13 protein-coding genes and 1 pseudogene are annotated in these 15,732 nt (G+C 68.8%); 3 read left to right on the plus strand and 11 right to left on the minus strand.

The features are described from left to right. Nucleotides 1-6: 6 nt before the first annotated feature. From JJQ90_RS14135 to JJQ90_RS14155, 5 genes are read right to left on the minus strand one after another with little or no spacing between them, the layout of a single operon-like run. Nucleotides 7-1,143, minus strand: coding sequence for an acyl-CoA dehydrogenase family protein (locus JJQ90_RS14135; protein ID WP_216876468.1), 1,137 nt, complete (start codon nt 1,141-1,143; stop codon nt 7-9). A gap of 3 nt (nt 1,144-1,146) precedes the next feature. After that, on the minus strand, nt 1,147-2,355 hold the full coding sequence (locus tag JJQ90_RS14140) for an acyl-CoA dehydrogenase family protein (RefSeq protein ID WP_216876470.1): 1,209 nt from the start codon (nt 2,353-2,355) through the stop codon (nt 1,147-1,149). Further along, a complete protein-coding gene (locus tag JJQ90_RS14145) occupies nt 2,355-4,445 on the minus strand; it encodes a 3-hydroxyacyl-CoA dehydrogenase NAD-binding domain-containing protein (protein WP_329959444.1) in 2,091 nt (696 codons plus the stop codon). The genes JJQ90_RS14140 and JJQ90_RS14145 overlap by 1 nt, the downstream gene beginning before the upstream one ends. After that, nucleotides 4,442-4,834 carry a Zn-ribbon domain-containing OB-fold protein gene (locus tag JJQ90_RS14150; protein ID WP_216876472.1) on the minus strand — a complete coding sequence of 131 codons (393 nt, stop codon included), beginning with the start codon at nt 4,832-4,834 and terminating at the stop codon, nt 4,442-4,444. Before JJQ90_RS14150 ends, JJQ90_RS14145 begins: the two co-directional genes overlap by 4 nt. 5 nt (nt 4,835-4,839) lie before the next feature. Then, nucleotides 4,840-6,009, minus strand: a complete 1,170-nt coding sequence (locus JJQ90_RS14155; protein WP_216876474.1) for a thiolase domain-containing protein — start codon at nt 6,007-6,009, stop codon at nt 4,840-4,842. 334 nt (nt 6,010-6,343) lie between these two features. On the opposite strand from JJQ90_RS14155, the gene JJQ90_RS14160 reads away from it, so the two are divergent. Further along, on the plus strand, nt 6,344-7,186 hold the full coding sequence (locus JJQ90_RS14160; RefSeq protein ID WP_216876476.1) for a serine hydrolase: 843 nt from the start codon (nt 6,344-6,346) through the stop codon (nt 7,184-7,186). A gap of 5 nt (nt 7,187-7,191) precedes the next feature. Here the strand turns inward: JJQ90_RS14160 and JJQ90_RS14165 are convergent, their stop codons facing one another. From JJQ90_RS14165 to JJQ90_RS14180, 4 genes are read right to left on the minus strand one after another with little or no spacing between them, the layout of a single operon-like run. Continuing rightward, nucleotides 7,192-8,778, minus strand: a complete 1,587-nt coding sequence (locus tag JJQ90_RS14165; RefSeq protein ID WP_216876478.1) for an ABC transporter substrate-binding protein — start codon at nt 8,776-8,778, stop codon at nt 7,192-7,194. A gap of 37 nt (nt 8,779-8,815) precedes the next feature. Further along, nucleotides 8,816-9,925, minus strand: coding sequence for an Ldh family oxidoreductase (locus JJQ90_RS14170; RefSeq protein WP_216876479.1), 1,110 nt, complete (start codon nt 9,923-9,925; stop codon nt 8,816-8,818). Then, complete coding sequence (locus tag JJQ90_RS14175) at nt 9,922-10,773, minus strand: fumarylacetoacetate hydrolase family protein (protein ID WP_216876481.1); 852 nt, start codon at nt 10,771-10,773, stop codon at nt 9,922-9,924. Before JJQ90_RS14175 ends, JJQ90_RS14170 begins: the two co-directional genes overlap by 4 nt. Then, nucleotides 10,770-11,675, minus strand: a complete 906-nt coding sequence (locus JJQ90_RS14180) for a TauD/TfdA dioxygenase family protein (RefSeq protein WP_216876483.1) — start codon at nt 11,673-11,675, stop codon at nt 10,770-10,772. The genes JJQ90_RS14175 and JJQ90_RS14180 overlap by 4 nt, the downstream gene beginning before the upstream one ends. Nucleotides 11,676-11,820: 145 nt before the next feature. On the opposite strand from JJQ90_RS14180, the gene JJQ90_RS14185 reads away from it, so the two are divergent. Both JJQ90_RS14185 and JJQ90_RS27035 read left to right on the plus strand, forming a co-directional pair. After that, complete coding sequence (locus tag JJQ90_RS14185) at nt 11,821-12,690, plus strand: IclR family transcriptional regulator (protein ID WP_216876484.1); 870 nt, start codon at nt 11,821-11,823, stop codon at nt 12,688-12,690. 148 nt (nt 12,691-12,838) lie between these two features. Then, nucleotides 12,839-13,006: pseudogene (locus JJQ90_RS27035) on the plus strand (IS3 family transposase); the annotation flags it as partial. A 217-nt stretch (nt 13,007-13,223) separates the two neighbouring features. Here the strand turns inward: JJQ90_RS27035 and JJQ90_RS14190 are convergent. Both JJQ90_RS14190 and JJQ90_RS14195 read right to left on the minus strand, forming a co-directional pair. Next, on the minus strand, nt 13,224-14,840 hold the full coding sequence (locus tag JJQ90_RS14190) for an exopolysaccharide biosynthesis polyprenyl glycosylphosphotransferase (protein WP_230410688.1): 1,617 nt from the start codon (nt 14,838-14,840) through the stop codon (nt 13,224-13,226). 21 nt (nt 14,841-14,861) lie between these two features. After that, nucleotides 14,862-15,731 carry a hypothetical protein gene (locus JJQ90_RS14195; RefSeq protein ID WP_216876486.1) on the minus strand — a complete coding sequence of 290 codons (870 nt, stop codon included), beginning with the start codon at nt 15,729-15,731 and terminating at the stop codon, nt 14,862-14,864. Between the last annotated feature and the right edge of the window lies 1 nt (nt 15,732).

The raw sequence follows: 15,732 nt of genomic DNA on the forward strand, positions 1-15,732 counted from the left end.
AATGCGTCAGGCGGCGGCGGAGACCTCCGCCGCCAGCGCGCGCAGATGGTGGTCGGCATCACCGAAGGTCGTGTCGATCGCGGCGAGCCGCTTGAAGGCGTGGCCGGCGGCGTATTCCGTGGCGATGCCGATGCCGCCATGCATCTGCACCGCCTGCTGGCCGATCAGCCGCGCGGAACGGCCGATCTGCACCTTCACGGCCGAGAGCGCCGCGCGCCGCGCCGCCGCGGGTTCCTCCAGCATCATGGTCGCGTACATCGCCATGCTGCGCGCCTGTTCCAGCGCCACCATCATGTCGGAGGCACGATGCTGCAGCACCTGAAAGCTGCCGATCGGCGCGCCGAACTGCTTGCGCGTCTTCAGGTAGTCCAGCGTCATCGCATGCAGGGCGGACATGGTGCCGACCGCTTCGGCCGCCAGCGCCGCGATCGCCTCATCCACCACGCGCTCGACCAAGGCCAGACCATCCTCGGCATTGCCCAGCACAGCCTCGGCCCGGGCGGCGGAGAGGGTGATCTCCGCGCCGCGCTGGCCATCGACCATGGCATAGCCCTGCCGCAGCACGCCCGGCGCATCGCCGCGCAGCAGGAAGACGCCGATGCCGCCGCGATCATGCCGCGCCCCGGCGCTGCGCGCGGTCACCAGCAGCCAGTCCGCCGTGTCGCCATGCAGCACCACGCTCTTGCGGCCTTCCAGCACCCAGCCATCGCCGTCGCGCCGCGCCGTGGTGGTGATGTCGGACAGGCTGTAGCGGGATTGCGGCTCGGCCTGGGCGAAGGCGAGCAGCGCCTCGCCGGCGGCGATGGCGGGCACCATGCGCTGGCGCAGCGCCGCATCGGCGCCGTGGCGCAGCAGCCCGCCGCCGAGCACGACGGTGCTCAGCCAGGGCTCCAGCGCCAACACCTCGCCCAGCGCCTCCGCCACCAGCATCGTCTCCACCGGGCCACCGCCGAATCCGCCATCCTCCTCGGCGAAGGGCAGGCCCAGCAGGCCGAGCTCGGCGTAGCGGCCCCACATCGCGCGGCTCCAGCCCGGCGCCTCCGTCTGGTAGTTGGCGCGGCGGTTGAAGGCGTAGTGATCGGCCAACAACCGCCGCAGGTTGGACTGCAGCAGCCGCTGTTCCTCCGTCAGGTCGAAATCCATGCGTCAGAGTCCCATGAAGGCCTTGGCCATGATCTGCCGCTGGATCTCGTTCGTGCCGCCGAAGATCGAGAGCTTGCGCCAGTTGAAATAGAGCGGCGCGGCGCTGCGTGCCCATTCGGGCATCAGTTCCGGCGCATTGCTGCCTTCCGCATCCGGGTCACCTGGCGCCGCCAGGCCGTAGGGGCCGGCGACTTCCATCATCAGCTCCGTGATGGATTGCGCGATCTCCGAGCCGCGCAGCTTCAGGATGGAGGAGGCCGGGTCCGCCTGGCGCGATTCCCCGGCGCGGCGGCCGCCGGCCAGCACGTGCAGCACTGTCATCTCCAGCGCCTTCAGCTCCACCTCGATGGCGGCGATTTTTTCCCGGATGCGCTGCTGCTCGATCAGTGGGCGGCCGTTCTCCTGTGCCTCGCCGGCCATGAATTTCAGCCGCCGCAGCCGTTCCTTGCTGACACCGACGCGCGCCGCGCCGGTGCGTTCATGGCCGAGCAGAAGCTTGGCGCAATCCCATCCGCGATTCTCCTCGCCGACCAGATTGCTGACGGGCACGCGGACATTGTCGAAGAAGACCTCGTTCACCTCATGCCCGCCATCAATGGTGATGACGGGTCGCACGGTGATGCCCGGGCTTCGCATGTCGATCAGCAGGAAGGAGATTCCCTCCTGCCGCTTCGCGGCCTGCGGGTTGGTGCGGACCAGGCAGAAGATCCAGTCGGCGTTCTGGGCATAGGTGGTCCAGGTCTTCTGGCCATCCACCACGTAATGGTCACCATCCCGTACCGCCCGCGTCTTCAACGAGGCGAGGTCGGAGCCCGCGCCGGGCTCGGAGAAGCCCTGACACCACCAGTCATCGATGTTGCGGATGCGCGGCAGGAAGTGCCGCTTCTGCGCCTCCGTCCCGAAGGCGATGATGATGGGGCCGACCATGTTGGTGTTGAAGCCGAGCGGCTGCGGCGCCGGGGTCTGCTGCAATTCCTCGCGGAATATGTAGCGCTGCACGGCGGTCCAGCCAGTGCCGCCATGTTCCTCCGGCCAGTCCGGCACGGCCCAGCCGCGGGCGTTCAGGATGCGCTGCCAGGCGACGGTCTGCGCCTTGGTCGGCACGCGGCCCTCGATCATGCGCTGGCGCGTCTCGGCCGGCAGGTTGGCCTCTATGAAGTCGCGCACCTCGGCGCGGAAGGCGCGTTCCTCCGCGGTGAATCGCAGATCCATCAGGCGGACTCCCCGGCGCGCGGCGCACCGCCCAGCAGGCTGCCGCCGGCGGCGGCCAGGCGCTGGATCAGCGGCGCGGGTTGCAATGTCTCATCCCCCGTCAGCGCCGCGTAATGCGCCAGCCGGTCGCGCACCGTCGCCAGCCCGAGCCCGTCGGCCCAGAGCATCGGCCCGCCGCGCCAGGCGGGCCAGCCGAAGGCATGCACGAAGATCACGTCGATGTCGGAGGCGCGGGCGGCGATGCCCTCCTCCAGGATGCGCGCACCCTCATTCACCATGGGCAGGATCAGGCGTTCGCGAATCTCCGCCGCGTCATGGCGGCGCTGCGGCACGCCCAGCCCGGCCGCCACGCGCGCGATCAGCGCCGCCACCTCCGGGTCCGGCTCCGCCTTGCGGCTGCCCTCCGCGTAGCGGTAGTAGCCGCGGCCGGTCTTCTGGCCGAGCCGCCCCTCGGCCACCAGCGCATCTGCAACCGGGAAGACCGCGCCGCGCCGTCGCCGGGCCGCCGCGCCGATATCGAGGCCGGCCAGGTCGCCCACCGCGAAGGGGCCCATCGGGTAGCCGAATTCCGTCATCGCGGCATCGACCTGTTGCGGCAGGGCGCCTTCCTGCAACAGGCGTTCGGCCTGCGCGCCGCGGCGTCCGGTCATGCGGTTGGCGACGAAGCCGTCGCAATTGCCGACCACCACCGGCACCTTGCCGAGCAACCCGCCGAGCGCCACGCCGCGGGCGAGCGACAGGCCGCTGGTCGCCTTGCCGCGGACGATTTCCAGCAGCTTCATCACATTGGCCGGGCTGAAGAAATGCAGGCCCAGCACGTCGCCCGGCCGTGCCGTCGCCGCGGCCATACGGTCGATGTCGAGCGTCGAGGTGTTGGAGGCGAGCAGCGCGCCCGCACCGGCCAGGCGGTCGATCTCGGCAAAGATGCGCTGCTTCAGCGCCATATCCTCGAACACCGCCTCCACCACCACATCCGCGCCGGCCAGGGCTGCGAGATCGGTGCTGCCGGACAGCAGCGCGCGGCGCCGCTCCATCTCCGCCTGATCCAGCCGGCCACCCTGCACGCTGCGCTGCCAGTTCTGCGCGCAGCGATCGAGGCCACGTTGCAGGGCGGCCGCATCCATGTCGATGACGGTGACGGGGATGCCCGCATTGGCGAAGCACATGGCGATGCCGCCGCCCATGGTGCCGGCCCCGATCACCGCAGCACGGCGCACCGGCGGCGGCGCGATATCCGCCGGAATGCCGGCCACCTTCTGGGCCTCCCGCTCCGCGAAGAACAGGTGGCGCAGGGCGCGGGACTGCTCGCCCTGCACCAACTCCTGGAACAGCGCGCGCTCGCGATCCAGGCCTTCCTCCAGCGGCAATTCGGTGGCGAGGCGCACCGCCTCGGCGCAGGCCAGCGGGGCGGCCTGGCCGCGCGCGCGCTTGCGGACCTCCGCGATCGCCGCGGCCAGCGACTGCGGGTCATGCGGAGCGCTGCGGTCGCGTGCCAGGGGCAGGGGGCGGCCTTCCGCCAGGGCGGTGGCGAGGAAGCGGCAGGCGGCGTCCGGAAGATCGCCATCGGCCACCGCCTCCACCAGCCCCATCTCCAGCGCCGCCTCCGCCGTCACCGGCTCGCCGCTCGCGATCATCCGCAGCGCGGCCTCGGCACCCACCAGCCGAGGCAGGCGTTGCGTGCCGCCGCCGCCGGGCAGGATGCCGCGCTTGACCTCCGGCAGGCCGAGCAGCGTTCCGGGCGCCGCCACGCGGGCATGGCAGCCCAGCGCCAGTTCCAGCCCGCCGCCGAGCACGCGGCCATGCAGCGCGGCCACCACCGGCTTGCCCAGCGTCTCGATCAGCTCGATCAGGTCGCGCAGCAGCGGCGGTATGCGGGGCTTGCCGAATTCGCGCATCTCCGCGCCAGCGCTGAACATGCGTCCGGCGCTGGCCAGCACGATGCCGCGCACCGCCGGATCGGCACCGCAGCGGCGCAGCGCCGAGTCCAGCGCCGTGCGCAGCGGCGTCGCCAGCGTGTTCACGGGCGGGTTGTCGAGGGTCAGCACGGCGATGCCATCGGCCGCCATGCGCATCCGCACCGGCTCGCTCACGCGGCGGCTTCCGGCGTGAACATCGGCATCGGGGGCGCGCCGTCCCGCGGCACGAAGATCACGCGCACGGGCTGGCCGACATGGATGGCGTCGAATTCGCAATCGACGATGTTCGTCATCATCGTCGTGCCCTCCTCCAACCGCACATAGGCGATGGCATAGGGTTCCGGCGCGCGACGCATCACGCTGTGGCTGTAGATGGTGCCGCGGCCGGAGGCTTCCTGCCATGCCGTGGCGCCGCCGCAATGCGGGCAGATCGGGCGGGGATACCAATGCACGCGCTTGCAGGCGTCGCAGCGGCGCAGCAGCAGGCGGCCTTCGCCGGCTGCCTGCCAGAAGGGTGCCGAATCCGGCGAGGCCGGGGAAAAGGGAATGCTGCGGCCAGCCATGCGGGTTACATCCGCTCCAGGATCAGGGTTGCGCTGCCATGGCGGGTGCCGAGCGACCCGCCGGTGCCATGCGCCAGCGCCAGCGCACAATCCTTCACCTGCACCGCCGGGTGCGCCTCCCCGCGCAATTGCCGCACGGCCTCGATCACCTTGGTCATGCCGCCGCGATTCGAGGGATGGTTGTTGCAGAGCCCACCGCCATCCGTGTTGAAGGGCAGGCGCCCGACGCCGGAGATGAGGTTGCCATCGGCGACGAAGCGGCCACCCTGGCCCTTCTCGCAGAAGCCCAGATCCTCCAGATGCATGAGCACGGTGATGGTGAAGCTGTCATAGATGCTGGCGTAGCGGATATCGGCGGGGGTCACGCCGGCCTCGGCAAAGGCGCGCGGGCCGGACCAGCGCGCGCCGGTGAAGGTGAGGTCCACATCCCCGCCCATCTGGCCCTTCACCGCCTCACCGGCACCACGCAGCATGACCACCGGGCGCTGGAGGCTGCGCGCGATCTCCGGCCGCGCGACCACCAATGCACCGCCGCCATCGCTGATGACGCAGCAATCGAGACGGTGCAGCGGGGCGGCGACCAGCGGGGAATTCACCACATCCTCCACCGTCACCACCTCCCGCAGCATGGCATGCGGGTTGTGCTGGGCATGGTGGCTGGCGGCGACCTTGATCCAGGCGAGCTGTTCGGAGGTGGTGCCGAATTCATGCATGTGGCGGGTCGCGCACATCGCGTACATGTTCGCGATGGTGGGGCCGTAGGGGTATTCCCACTGCACATCCGGCTGCGCCGGATTGCCGGCGCGCGCCGTGGTGCCGGTGGCAACCCCCTCGCTGCGCGGACGGCCCGCCAGCGTGATCAGCGCGATGTCGCATTTCCCGGCGGCGATGGCCTGTGCGGCATGCGCGACATGCAGAAGGTAGGAGGAGCCGCCGACATCGGTGGAATCCACATGCCGGACGCGCAGGTTGAGGTAGTCCACCATCGACAGGGGGCCGAGGCCCGGCGCGTCACCGGCGCAGAAATAGCCATCGACGTCGCGCAGCGTCAGCCCGGCGTCAGACAGCGCGCCGAGCGCCACCTCCGCATGCAACTGCGCCAGCGAGGTGTCCGGCGCCTTCCGCGTCGGATGCTCGTAGGCGCCCACGATGCAGGCCGCGCCACGGAGGCTCACCGCCAGGCCCCATGAAGCGCGCGCACGGCCGATTGGTGCGCGTTGCTGCGCAGGGGATTGCCCGCTTCCGACGGCATCAGGTCGCATCACCTTTCGATCGTGTTTCCGAACACAGGCCGACCGGCCGGTCGGTCGAGAGCAGGTAAGCAGCAATGCCCCGCGGCGGCAAGCCTGTTTGATCCGTCCGCTTCGCTGCGAAATGATGTGCCCGGACGGCCTGCGGGGCATCGCGGAAATGCCGGTCGCAAGCCACCTCATGTTTTCGACAGCCGGCTCTCAATCACCCTGGCGCCGATCGAAGGCGGCGATAGACTGCGGCTCGGAGGAGACAGACATGCAGGACTTGGCCGCGCGCCTTCGGACCATCAGTGATTTCTATCCCTTCACGACACGCTGGCATGTGAAGGATCTGCGCCGCGGCGCGGAGGCGCATCATGAGGGGGACGTGCCGATGCCCTCCGCCAGCGTGCGCAAGATCTCCATCATGATGGCGGCGCTGGCCGCCGTGCATGAAGGCCGCCTGCGGCTGGATGATCCGGTGGAGATCGAGGCGCGGCTGCAGAAGGACGTCGCCTCCGGCACCTATCGCTACATGACGCCAGGCTGCGTCATCCCCTTCCGGGACGTGCTGGTGAACATGATGATCACCAGCGACAATGTCTGCACGCAGGCGGTGCTGGAACGGCTGGGGCCGGAGACGATGACGGGCTATTGCCACGGCATCGGCATGGTCGGCACCGACCACCGCGGCCTGATCCCGCCGCTCGGCATCGGCTGGGACCATCCGCCGGAGGCGGTGGCGACGACGACGCAATCCGACCAGGTCCTGTTGCTGGACCTGATCCTGCGGGGGACGGAGGATGCGGCCGCGGCGAAGCGCCTCGGCAGCACGCTGGAATTGTGCCGCCTGGCGATGGATATCCTGAGCTGGCAGATTCTGCGGAATCTGATTCCCTCGCTGCTGCCCTATGGCACGAAGGTCGCGCACAAGACCGGGCGCGGCCGGCGTGGGCGGATGGATGCGGGCATCGTCTTCGACGGCGGCCGGCCCCTGTTCATCCTGGCCGCCGCGACGGATTGGGTGCCGGAGACGATGCCGGACGGTCTGCCCGGCTTCGCTGCCTCCTTCGCCAGCATCGGCCGCATCGCGCGCGGCTGCTGGGATGCCTTGCGGTAGGCGCTTCAGCCGGCCGGCCGCACATCCTGCGGCCGGGTCCGCTCATCGGTGCGCGGCGTGTGCGTGAAGCCCTGGCGCATCGCCCAGACGTTGCGCTGGACATGCATCGGGATGATCGCCTGATCGTCCATCGCCAGGCGCATCGCTTCCTGAAGCACCGCCTCGCGCTTCGCGTCGTCCAGCTCTCGCATGCCGCGCGTCAGCAATGCGTCGAAGCGCGGGTTGGCGTAGCGGCCGCGATTGACCGCGCCCATGCCCCGGGTGCGCTCATAGCTGGCCAGCACCGAGCGCATCCCGCCCGAGGGCTCGCCGGTGGAACTTCCCCAGGACACGAGGAATGAGGAGAATTCCTGGCGCGATGCGCGGGTGACGAAGTTGGAGAAGGGCTGCACATCCACCGCGGTACGCACGCCGATCCGGGACCACATCTGCGCCACCGCCTGCACGATGCGGGCATCATTCGGGTAGCGGTCATTCGGCCCGTGCAGGGTGATGCGGAAGCCCTCCGGATAGCCGGCTTCCGCCAGCAGGCGGCGCGCGGCGGCCGGGTCCGCCGGCGGCGGCGGCGCCAGTTCCGGCACATGGCCGAAGCCACCCGCCGGCATGAACTGGTTGATCGGCGCCGCATTGCCCTCCATCACCCGCTCGACGATCGCAGCACGGTCAATCGCCAAAGCGAGCGCCCGGCGGACACGCACGTCGCGCAGCGGGTTGCGTGGCAGCGGCTGGCCGGCATTGTCGGTGATGAAGGGCGAAGGCCCGTCACGCATGTGGTCGAAGTGGAAATAGATCAGCCGCAGGCTGTCGATCTCGGAAATGCGAATATTCGCGTCCTGCCGCATCCGCGCCAGGTCGGCGGTCGGCACCTGGTCGATGAAGTCCACATCGCCGGCCAGCAGCGTGGAGGTGCGCGCCGCGGCGTTGGTCACCATGCGGTATTCCACCCGCTCCCACGGCTCCCGCCCGCCCCAGTAGCTGTCGTTCCGCTGCAGCTCCATCCGGTCGACCGACCGGCCGCCGCTCATGCGATACGGGCCGGTACCGATGGCGACTCGGCCGGAATTGAAGTCCTCGGTGCTGGCGCCTTCATGGATCTTGCGCGACAGCATCGGCACCTGGGACAGGTTGGCCGGCAGCACCGGGTCCGGGCCCTGGGTGCGCAGCCGCACCGTCAGCGGGTCCACCACCTCCACCCCGATGATCGCATGCGTATAGGTGCGGAAGGAGCCGGGGCTGTTCGCCACCTTCGGGATGCGGTCCAGCGTGAAGGCGACGTCGTCCGCCGTGAAGGGCGTGCCGTCGTGGAAGGTCACGCCGGCCCGCAACTTCAACTCCCACACATCCTCGCCGACCGGGCGCCAGCTTTCGGCCAGCGCGGCGACCGGCCGCGAATTGGGATCCATCTCCATCAGGTTGGAGAAGATCGTCGCGGCGAAGGCGTTGTTGGGGGAGATGTTGTGATAGTGTGGATCTAGCGATGTGACCTGCGCACCGACCGCCATGCGAAGCGTCTGCGCGGCGGCTGGTTGCGGCAGGCCTGCACCCGCCAGGCAGCCGGCCAGCAGCAGGGCCTTCAGGCTTCCGGTTTTCATTGTTTCTCTCCCTTTTCTTTTCTTGGTCGGGCGTCTTTCAGCCCAGCAGGTAGTCGGCGCCTCCGCGTTCGCAGATGGCGCGGATATGGCGATCGAGCGCGGGCGGCACCGGGATGCCGTCGCGCAGCCGCCTGGCGCGGGCTGCTTCCTCCGGGTCCCCCGCCACCTGCACCGGGCGTGCCGGATCGCATGCGGGCGTGGCGCGCAGCACGTCGATGGCCTCGTCGAGGTCGTGCTCGAATTCGCCCTCCTCGCGGAAGGCCGCGGGGTTGAGCGCCATGAAGAAATGGCCGAGCCCGTCGGGGTCCTTCTCCGACTGCGTGCGGTTGCGGATGGGGGAGAAGCTGGCACCGACCAGCGTGCCGCCCAGGATGTGCACCATCATCGCCAGGCCATAGCCCTTGTGGCTCGCCATCTCCGGCGTGCCGCCGAGCGGCGTGAGCCCGCCCTGCGGCCGCTTCATGACATAGTCATGCGCAAGGTGCGGGTCCGTCACGCTGGCGCCCGCGCCGTCCATCACCCAGCCGGCCGGCACCGGGCGGTCGTTCAGATGGTGGACCTTCACCTTGCCGGCGGCGACGGTGGTGGTCGCCATGTCCAGCACGAAGGGCGGGTTGCGTTCGGTCGGCGCGGCAAAGGCCAGCGGGTTGGTGCCCAGCACCGGCACCGCGCCCCCCGTCGGCACCATGGCGATGCCGCGCGTGGCGCTGGTGACCATGCCGACGGCGCCGCGCTTCGCCGCGATGCGCGCATAGATTCCGGCCGCGCCGAAATGGTGCGAGTTGCGCACGCCCACCACGGCCACGCCGGTCTGCATGGCCTTGTCGACGGCCAGGTTCATGGCGAAGACCGAGACCGGATGGCCGAGCCCCGCGCCTGCATCAACCAGCGCCGTCGCCGGCCCTTGCCGCACGACGTGCGGTCGGGCCTGCAGGTCCAACTTGCCCTCCCGATACCGCTGCTCATAGGTCATCAGCATGGAGAGGCCGTGCGAATCGACGCCGAGAAGATCGGTCTCGACCATCATCTCCGCCGTCGTCGCCGCCAGATCCGTCGCCATGCCCCAGCTGTGGAGGATGGCCAGGATCTGCGCATGCACGCGCGCCGCCGGCACCATCAGCATCGCATCCGTCGCGACGGCGCTCATGCCGCCCGCTCCTCCACCACCGGGTTTCGCAGCGTGCCGAGCCCGGTGATCTCCACCTCGAACACATCGCCGGCGCGCATCCAGAGTGGCGGCGTGCGGCGGGAGCCGACGCCTTCCGGCGTGCCGGTGGCGATGATGTCGCCTGGCTCCAGCACCGTCATGGCGGAGACATAGGCCAGCAGCGTCGGGATGTCGTAGATCAGGTCGCCGGTGGAGGCGCGCTGCACCTCGCGGCCGTTCAGCCGGGATACCAGCGTCAGCTGCGTCGCATCGCCCACCTCATCCGCCGTCACCAGATAGGGGCCACAGGCGCCGGAGCGGTAGAAGTTCTTGCCGGCGGTCGTGGTGTGCTTCTGCCAGTCCCGCAGGCTGCCATCGGTGAAGCAGGCATAGCCCGCGATGTGGTCGAAGGCGCGGTCCTTGGTGATGTGCCGCCCGGCCTTGCCGATCACCAGCGCCAGCTCGCCCTCATAGTCGAAATGCTCGGAGGCCTGGGGCCGCCACAGCGCCGCGCCATGGCCCACCACGGAATCGTTCCAGCGGCCGAAGACGCGCGGGAAGGGCGGAGGCGCGCGGCCCGCTTCCTCCGCCACATGGGACCGGTAGTTGAGGCCGATTCCGATGATCTTCCGCGCATCCGGCACCACCGGCAGGAAGGTCACCGCATCCAGCGCATGATCCACGCCCTGCTCCGCGCGCGCGGCCTCCAGCGCGGGCGCGCCGCCGGCCAGCAGCGCGCGCAGCGTCGGGTATCGCGCGCCCAGGCGGCGGCCGAGATCGACCACGCCGGAGGGAACCGCGGCGCCATAGCTGGCGCCGGCGGCGGTCTCGAAGCTCAGCAGCCTCATCGGGCGTCGGCCATGGCGCGCTCGGGCACGAAGCCCGGCTGGAAGACGCGGTCCGCCATCACCTGGCAGCGCTTCATCATGCGCGGCTCATCGGCCCGGTAATCCGGCAGGGCATTGTGCAACGTGCCGATATTGTCCCAGATCAGCAGGTCACGCTCCGCCCAGACATGGGTGTAGATGAAGCGCGGCTCCAGCTGATGCGCGAAGAGCTGGTCCAGCACCCGGTCGCTCTCGGCCTCGTCCAGCTCGTTGATCCGCACGGCGTAGCCGGGGTTGCAGTACAGCACCTTCCGGCCGGTGATCGGATGCGTCAGGAAGACCGGATGAACCGAGGGCGGGCGGCTGGCGCGCTGCGCCGGGGTCAGCGGGCCGCGACCGCTGCCCTTGGCGAGCATACCTTCCCAGAACTTGTTGAAGTCATGCGTCGCCGTCATGCCTTCCAGCCGCCGCTTCAGGGCGGGGTCCAGCGCCTCATAGGCCGCATGCATATTGGCGAAGAGCGTATTGCCCAGCGGCTTGCCGTCGCGCACCGGCACCTTGTGGGCGTTCAGCACGTTCACGAAGCCCATCGTGTCCCGGTAGGACATGTCCGTGTGCCAGTCCTGGCCGGCATCGGCGATGCCGATCGGCTGCCCATTCTCCACGATGTTGGAGAGGATGCCGACCTCCGGCACCTCCGGGTCCTGGAACTTGCCGGTGACCGAAGCCTGGATGCTGCCGAAGCGGGCGGAGAAGTCGCGCAGCGCCGCCGGTTGCAGAAGCTGGTCCGGAAAGCGGAGCACCCCATGCTCGCCGAGCGCGCGCAGGATGGCGCTGAAATCCGGGGCGGACATGGGCTGGGACAGGTCGATGCCGGTGACGGTCGCGCCGAGCACATCGCCCGTGGGGCGGATATCGAGCATGGCTTCCTCCTCAGAAATGGCGCGGGTTTCAGCCCGAACCAGCCTGATTCGCATCAGGTGGGAACATGGCGGTTTCCCGTATTTTGGGAAAAATAGGCCTGACTCCTCGTCGCCCGCAACCCACTTTCACGCTATGGTCACCTTCATGCCCCTCGATCCGACCCGCCCGCCCCTGCCGGACCCGGCACAAGCTGCCCCGGCCGCCGAGGCGACCGCTGCCGAGGCGACCGCTGCCGAGGCAAACCGGGCCGGCGCCGGCAGCCTGGTGCGGATGCTGGAGGTGTTGGACCAGTTCACGCCGGATCTACCGGTGATCCGCGTGGACGATCTGCAGGCGCGGCTCGGCTATACGAAATCGACCGCCTATCGCTACGTGAAGGCCCTCTGCGACGCCGGCCTCCTCGCCCAGGCCTCCCAGGGCCGCTATTCGCTCGGCCCGCGCATCGTGGAGCTGGAACGGCTGATGCGCATCGCGGACCCGCTGCTGCAGGCGGGCGAGGCGGTGCTGCCGGAACTGGCGGCGGAGGTGCCCAACAGCATGGTCCTGCTGTGCAGCCTGTACCGCGACAAGGTGCTGTGCGTGCACCGGGAGGGGCCGGAGGCGATCGTGGCCGGCGGCGGCCGCATCAGCATCCTGCGCGCCCGTGGCCTGCCGCTGCCCCTGTTCCAGGGCGCCGCCTCGCTCGCCATCCTGGCCAGCCTGCCGGCGCCGCGCATCCGTGCCCTGTTCCTGCAACGTCAGGCGGAGATGGCGGCAGCCGGGCTGGGCAAGGACCTGGCCGCCGTGCGACAGCGGCTGGAGCGCATCCGGCGGGACGGGCAGGTGACGACCGTCGGCCGCTTCAACCGCCATCTGGCGGCGGTGTCGGTGCCTGTGCGATCACGCGACGGCTCCCAGGTTGTGGGCAGCCTCACGCGCATCATGGCGGCGGATGACTTTGCGGGGCAGGATGCGGAGCGTCTTGTGAAGCGGCTGCAGGCCGGTGCAGTCCAGCTCTCATCGAAGCTGGCCTGAGGCGGAGCCCCTCGCACCACGCCCTGCCTGGAAGGGATCATGCGCGGCGAATGACGCCGACAATGGTGGTGGCGTCAGGCGAGCCGCAGGCGGTGTAGCCTGCGGCAGTTGTAGGCGAGCGCGATCAGGATCCACTCGGTTGCGACTTTTGGTCGAGACGTTCTTCAAGGCGCTGAAATCCGGGCTCGTCTGGCGCACCGCTTTCGAGACAGGCACCGACGCCGCAGCCGCTACCGGCCGATATATCGACGGCTTCCACAACCCTGTCCGGCGCCATTCCGCGCTCGACTTCACAAGCGCTGCGCAGTTCGAGAAGATAGCGCTGCCTGACCCAATGCCTCTCCACAAAAGCGGGGCAAGTCCACATTGCACTCGATTGTTCGCTGCGTATCAACAGGGCAAGGTTGAGGCACATGTGATCGGCCGGGACGAGCAGACCGCCGCTTGCCGCCCCAGGCCTCCAAGCCGCGCTCCATCGCCTCGACGGTGCCCGCGTGGCAAAGCGATGCGGCCACGCGCTGGCCGACCTCAAGCTAGAAGACGTTCCGCCCCGCCATCCCCACGACCAGGGTTCTGATCATGATGACGATGTCGAGCCACAAGGACCAGTTCCGCATGTAATGCAGGTCCATCTCGATGCTCTTGCGCGCATTGGCCTCCTCACGCAGCGCGTAGCTTCGCAGGCCATGCGCCTGGGCGTATCCGGTGATCCCGGGCTTCACCCTGTGCCGCTCCGCATAGTCGCGGACCAGGTCGGAATAGCGCTCATTGCCCACCAGCATATCCGCGACATAGGGCCGCGGTCCGACGATCGACATCTCGCCGCGCAGCACGTTGAGGATCTGCGGCAACTCGTCCAGGCTCAACCGCCGCAGGATCGCACCCACGCGCGTCACGCGCCTGTCGTTTGGCCCAGTGGTGCCGATGGTCGCATCATCCTGGGGATCCACATACATCGTGCGGAACTTGAGGATGGTGAAGGGCCTGGTGCCGAAGCCCGGCCGCTGCTGGCGGAACAGGACCGGCCCGGGGCTTTCCAGGCGGATCGCCAAAGCCACCACAAGCATGACGGGTGTCAGCAGGATGATCGCCAGGCTGGCCACCGCATAATCCTCGACCACCTTGAGGACGCCCTGGGAGCCCTTGAACGGGCGGCTCATCAGCAGCAGGGCCGGCATGTCGCCCAGGCGCATGACGCGGGCGAAGCTGGTGTTCAGGCTTTTCTGCTCGAAGGGGATGATGATATCGGCCGCGATCCAACTGACCTGCTCCGCGAGGCCATGCAACTCGCGCGCCGACCATGGAAGGGCGATGACCAGGGTGTCGATGGTGTTGCTCTGCGCGTAGTTCCGCAGATCGGCCAGACTGCCGGAGACCGGCACCCCGCCAACGCTTGCCATGCCGGGCGATTCCGATTCGGCGCGGAACAGGGCGACGATCTCGTAGGTCTCGCCCTTGGCCTGGCTCGAAAGGTCCCGGATGACATGCTCCGCCACCGCATTCGCGCCGATGATCACGACGCGCCGACGCAGCAGGTGCCGTCTCGCTTCGTCCCGCAGCAGCGTGGCCTGCACCTGCCGACTGGCCAGCAACAGGCAGAAGGTCAAGGCATTCCAGGCCAATAGCCATTGCGGGGCGGACAAGGTCTCGGGCCGGAAGGCGACGAGCACCAGGAAGCCTGCCATCCAGGCGGGCACCAGTCCCGACAGCATATAGATGCTGGCTGCCAGACGGTCCGTGTAGCGTTCGACACGGTAGGCCTGCATCCGGGTCAATACCGCCAGGTAGATCATGCCCTGCGCCGAGGCGAGCAGCAGTATCTGAAGTGCCGAAAGGGGATTGGCATAGCCAACAGCGGGGATATGCGCCGAGAGCACTGCCGCAATACCGATCAGCACGATATCCGACGTACCCACCAGGCGGTTGATGAGTCCAAAAGTCCAGCGGACCAACGACACGCGCCTCTGATCGTCGATCATTCCTGCCACTGCCATCGTGCCTGTCGCCATCGATCTGCCGCTACCTGCCGCCACCAAGCGGACGCAAGGGTTCGATACAAAATGCTTCAAAAATAGGCACTTCAAAACGCGACGTACAATATGCACACAATGCAGGCGTCTTGTTAGTAAAAAATTATCTCTTTTTTTCAACCACTGGGACGGTCGCCACACCTACCAGTAGGCACCGCGCTCGATCCTGCCCGCCGTCGGGGGCGATTCCTCTCCACTCGGGCGCACCCAGGCCGCGTTCATGGCGGAGGTGAAGAACGGGTCCTTGTCCCACCTGCGCCCACGCACGCCGAAGAGGACCTGGGTCGGCCCGCCCATGTGGAAACCGATGGCCCCCGCACGCTTCGCATGCGCCGCGACAAGAATGGAGATGCCACCCGCGCCGGCCAGTACCACCTCATAGGGCTCGGCATCGATCGCGGCCTTGATGGCGTCCAGCCGCGCCTCCCAGCTCGGCTCACTGGGCGGCTGCAACCCTGGCGACAGCGGCATGGCCACGGTGCGGAGTTGGAAATCCGGCAGCACGTCCCGGCCCGGCCAGATCTCCGTTCGGCGCTGGAACTGTCGTGCTATCGTCGCCGCGAAGGGGGACAGCACCGTCACGCGTCGGCCCTGCAGATGCCGCGACCAGGGATCGGGAAAATACCAGGGGTCGAGCGCCCGGAGCGAAATCAGCCGCGCCGTCTTCGCATGCCGCGTGATGACCTCCGTCTCCCCCGGATACCCCATGAGGCCGAGGATATCGAGTTGCCCGGCCGCCTCGATCAGCGCCGTGCAGAAGCGGTCCAGCGACCCGTCATCCACGGGGAACAGCCCGACATTCAGGAACATCTGCTGGCGCAGCCGTTCCGGATAGGGCTTGCCGCGCGGCCGGCCGGTCAGGAAAAAGCCGGCCGCCTCCGCCTCCAGCCCGCCGATCTTGCCGACGCCGAGTGGCCCGCCGCGCTGCATCGCCTCAGCCAGCAGCGTCTGCCCGGCCGCATCGGAGGGCGCGAGCCGATCGGCAAGACGGCGGATTCGCGCATCCCGCATG

The organism is Falsiroseomonas oleicola (assembly GCF_019029495.1).
Taxonomy (GTDB): domain Bacteria; phylum Pseudomonadota; class Alphaproteobacteria; order Acetobacterales; family Acetobacteraceae; genus Falsiroseomonas; species Falsiroseomonas oleicola.

Bases quoted from the DNA above. Each gene is read 5' to 3' on its own strand.
- JJQ90_RS14185 (WP_216876484.1), top strand. From the start codon at position 11,821: ATGCCCCTCGATCCGACCCGCCCGCCCCTGCCGGACCCGGCACAAGCT.
- JJQ90_RS14170 (WP_216876479.1), bottom strand. From the start codon at position 9,925: ATGAGCGCCGTCGCGACGGATGCGATGCTGATGGTGCCGGCGGCGCGC.
- JJQ90_RS14160 (WP_216876476.1), top strand. From the start codon at position 6,344: ATGCAGGACTTGGCCGCGCGCCTTCGGACCATCAGTGATTTCTATCCC.
- JJQ90_RS14135 (WP_216876468.1), bottom strand. From the start codon at position 1,143: ATGGATTTCGACCTGACGGAGGAACAGCGGCTGCTGCAGTCCAACCTG.
- JJQ90_RS14175 (WP_216876481.1), bottom strand. From the start codon at position 10,773: ATGAGGCTGCTGAGCTTCGAGACCGCCGCCGGCGCCAGCTATGGCGCC.
- JJQ90_RS14150 (WP_216876472.1), bottom strand. From the start codon at position 4,834: ATGGCTGGCCGCAGCATTCCCTTTTCCCCGGCCTCGCCGGATTCGGCA.
- JJQ90_RS14140 (WP_216876470.1), bottom strand. From the start codon at position 2,355: ATGGATCTGCGATTCACCGCGGAGGAACGCGCCTTCCGCGCCGAGGTG.
- JJQ90_RS14165 (WP_216876478.1), bottom strand. From the start codon at position 8,778: ATGAAAACCGGAAGCCTGAAGGCCCTGCTGCTGGCCGGCTGCCTGGCG.
- JJQ90_RS14195 (WP_216876486.1), bottom strand. From the start codon at position 15,731: ATGCGGGATGCGCGAATCCGCCGTCTTGCCGATCGGCTCGCGCCCTCC.
- JJQ90_RS14180 (WP_216876483.1), bottom strand. From the start codon at position 11,675: ATGCTCGATATCCGCCCCACGGGCGATGTGCTCGGCGCGACCGTCACC.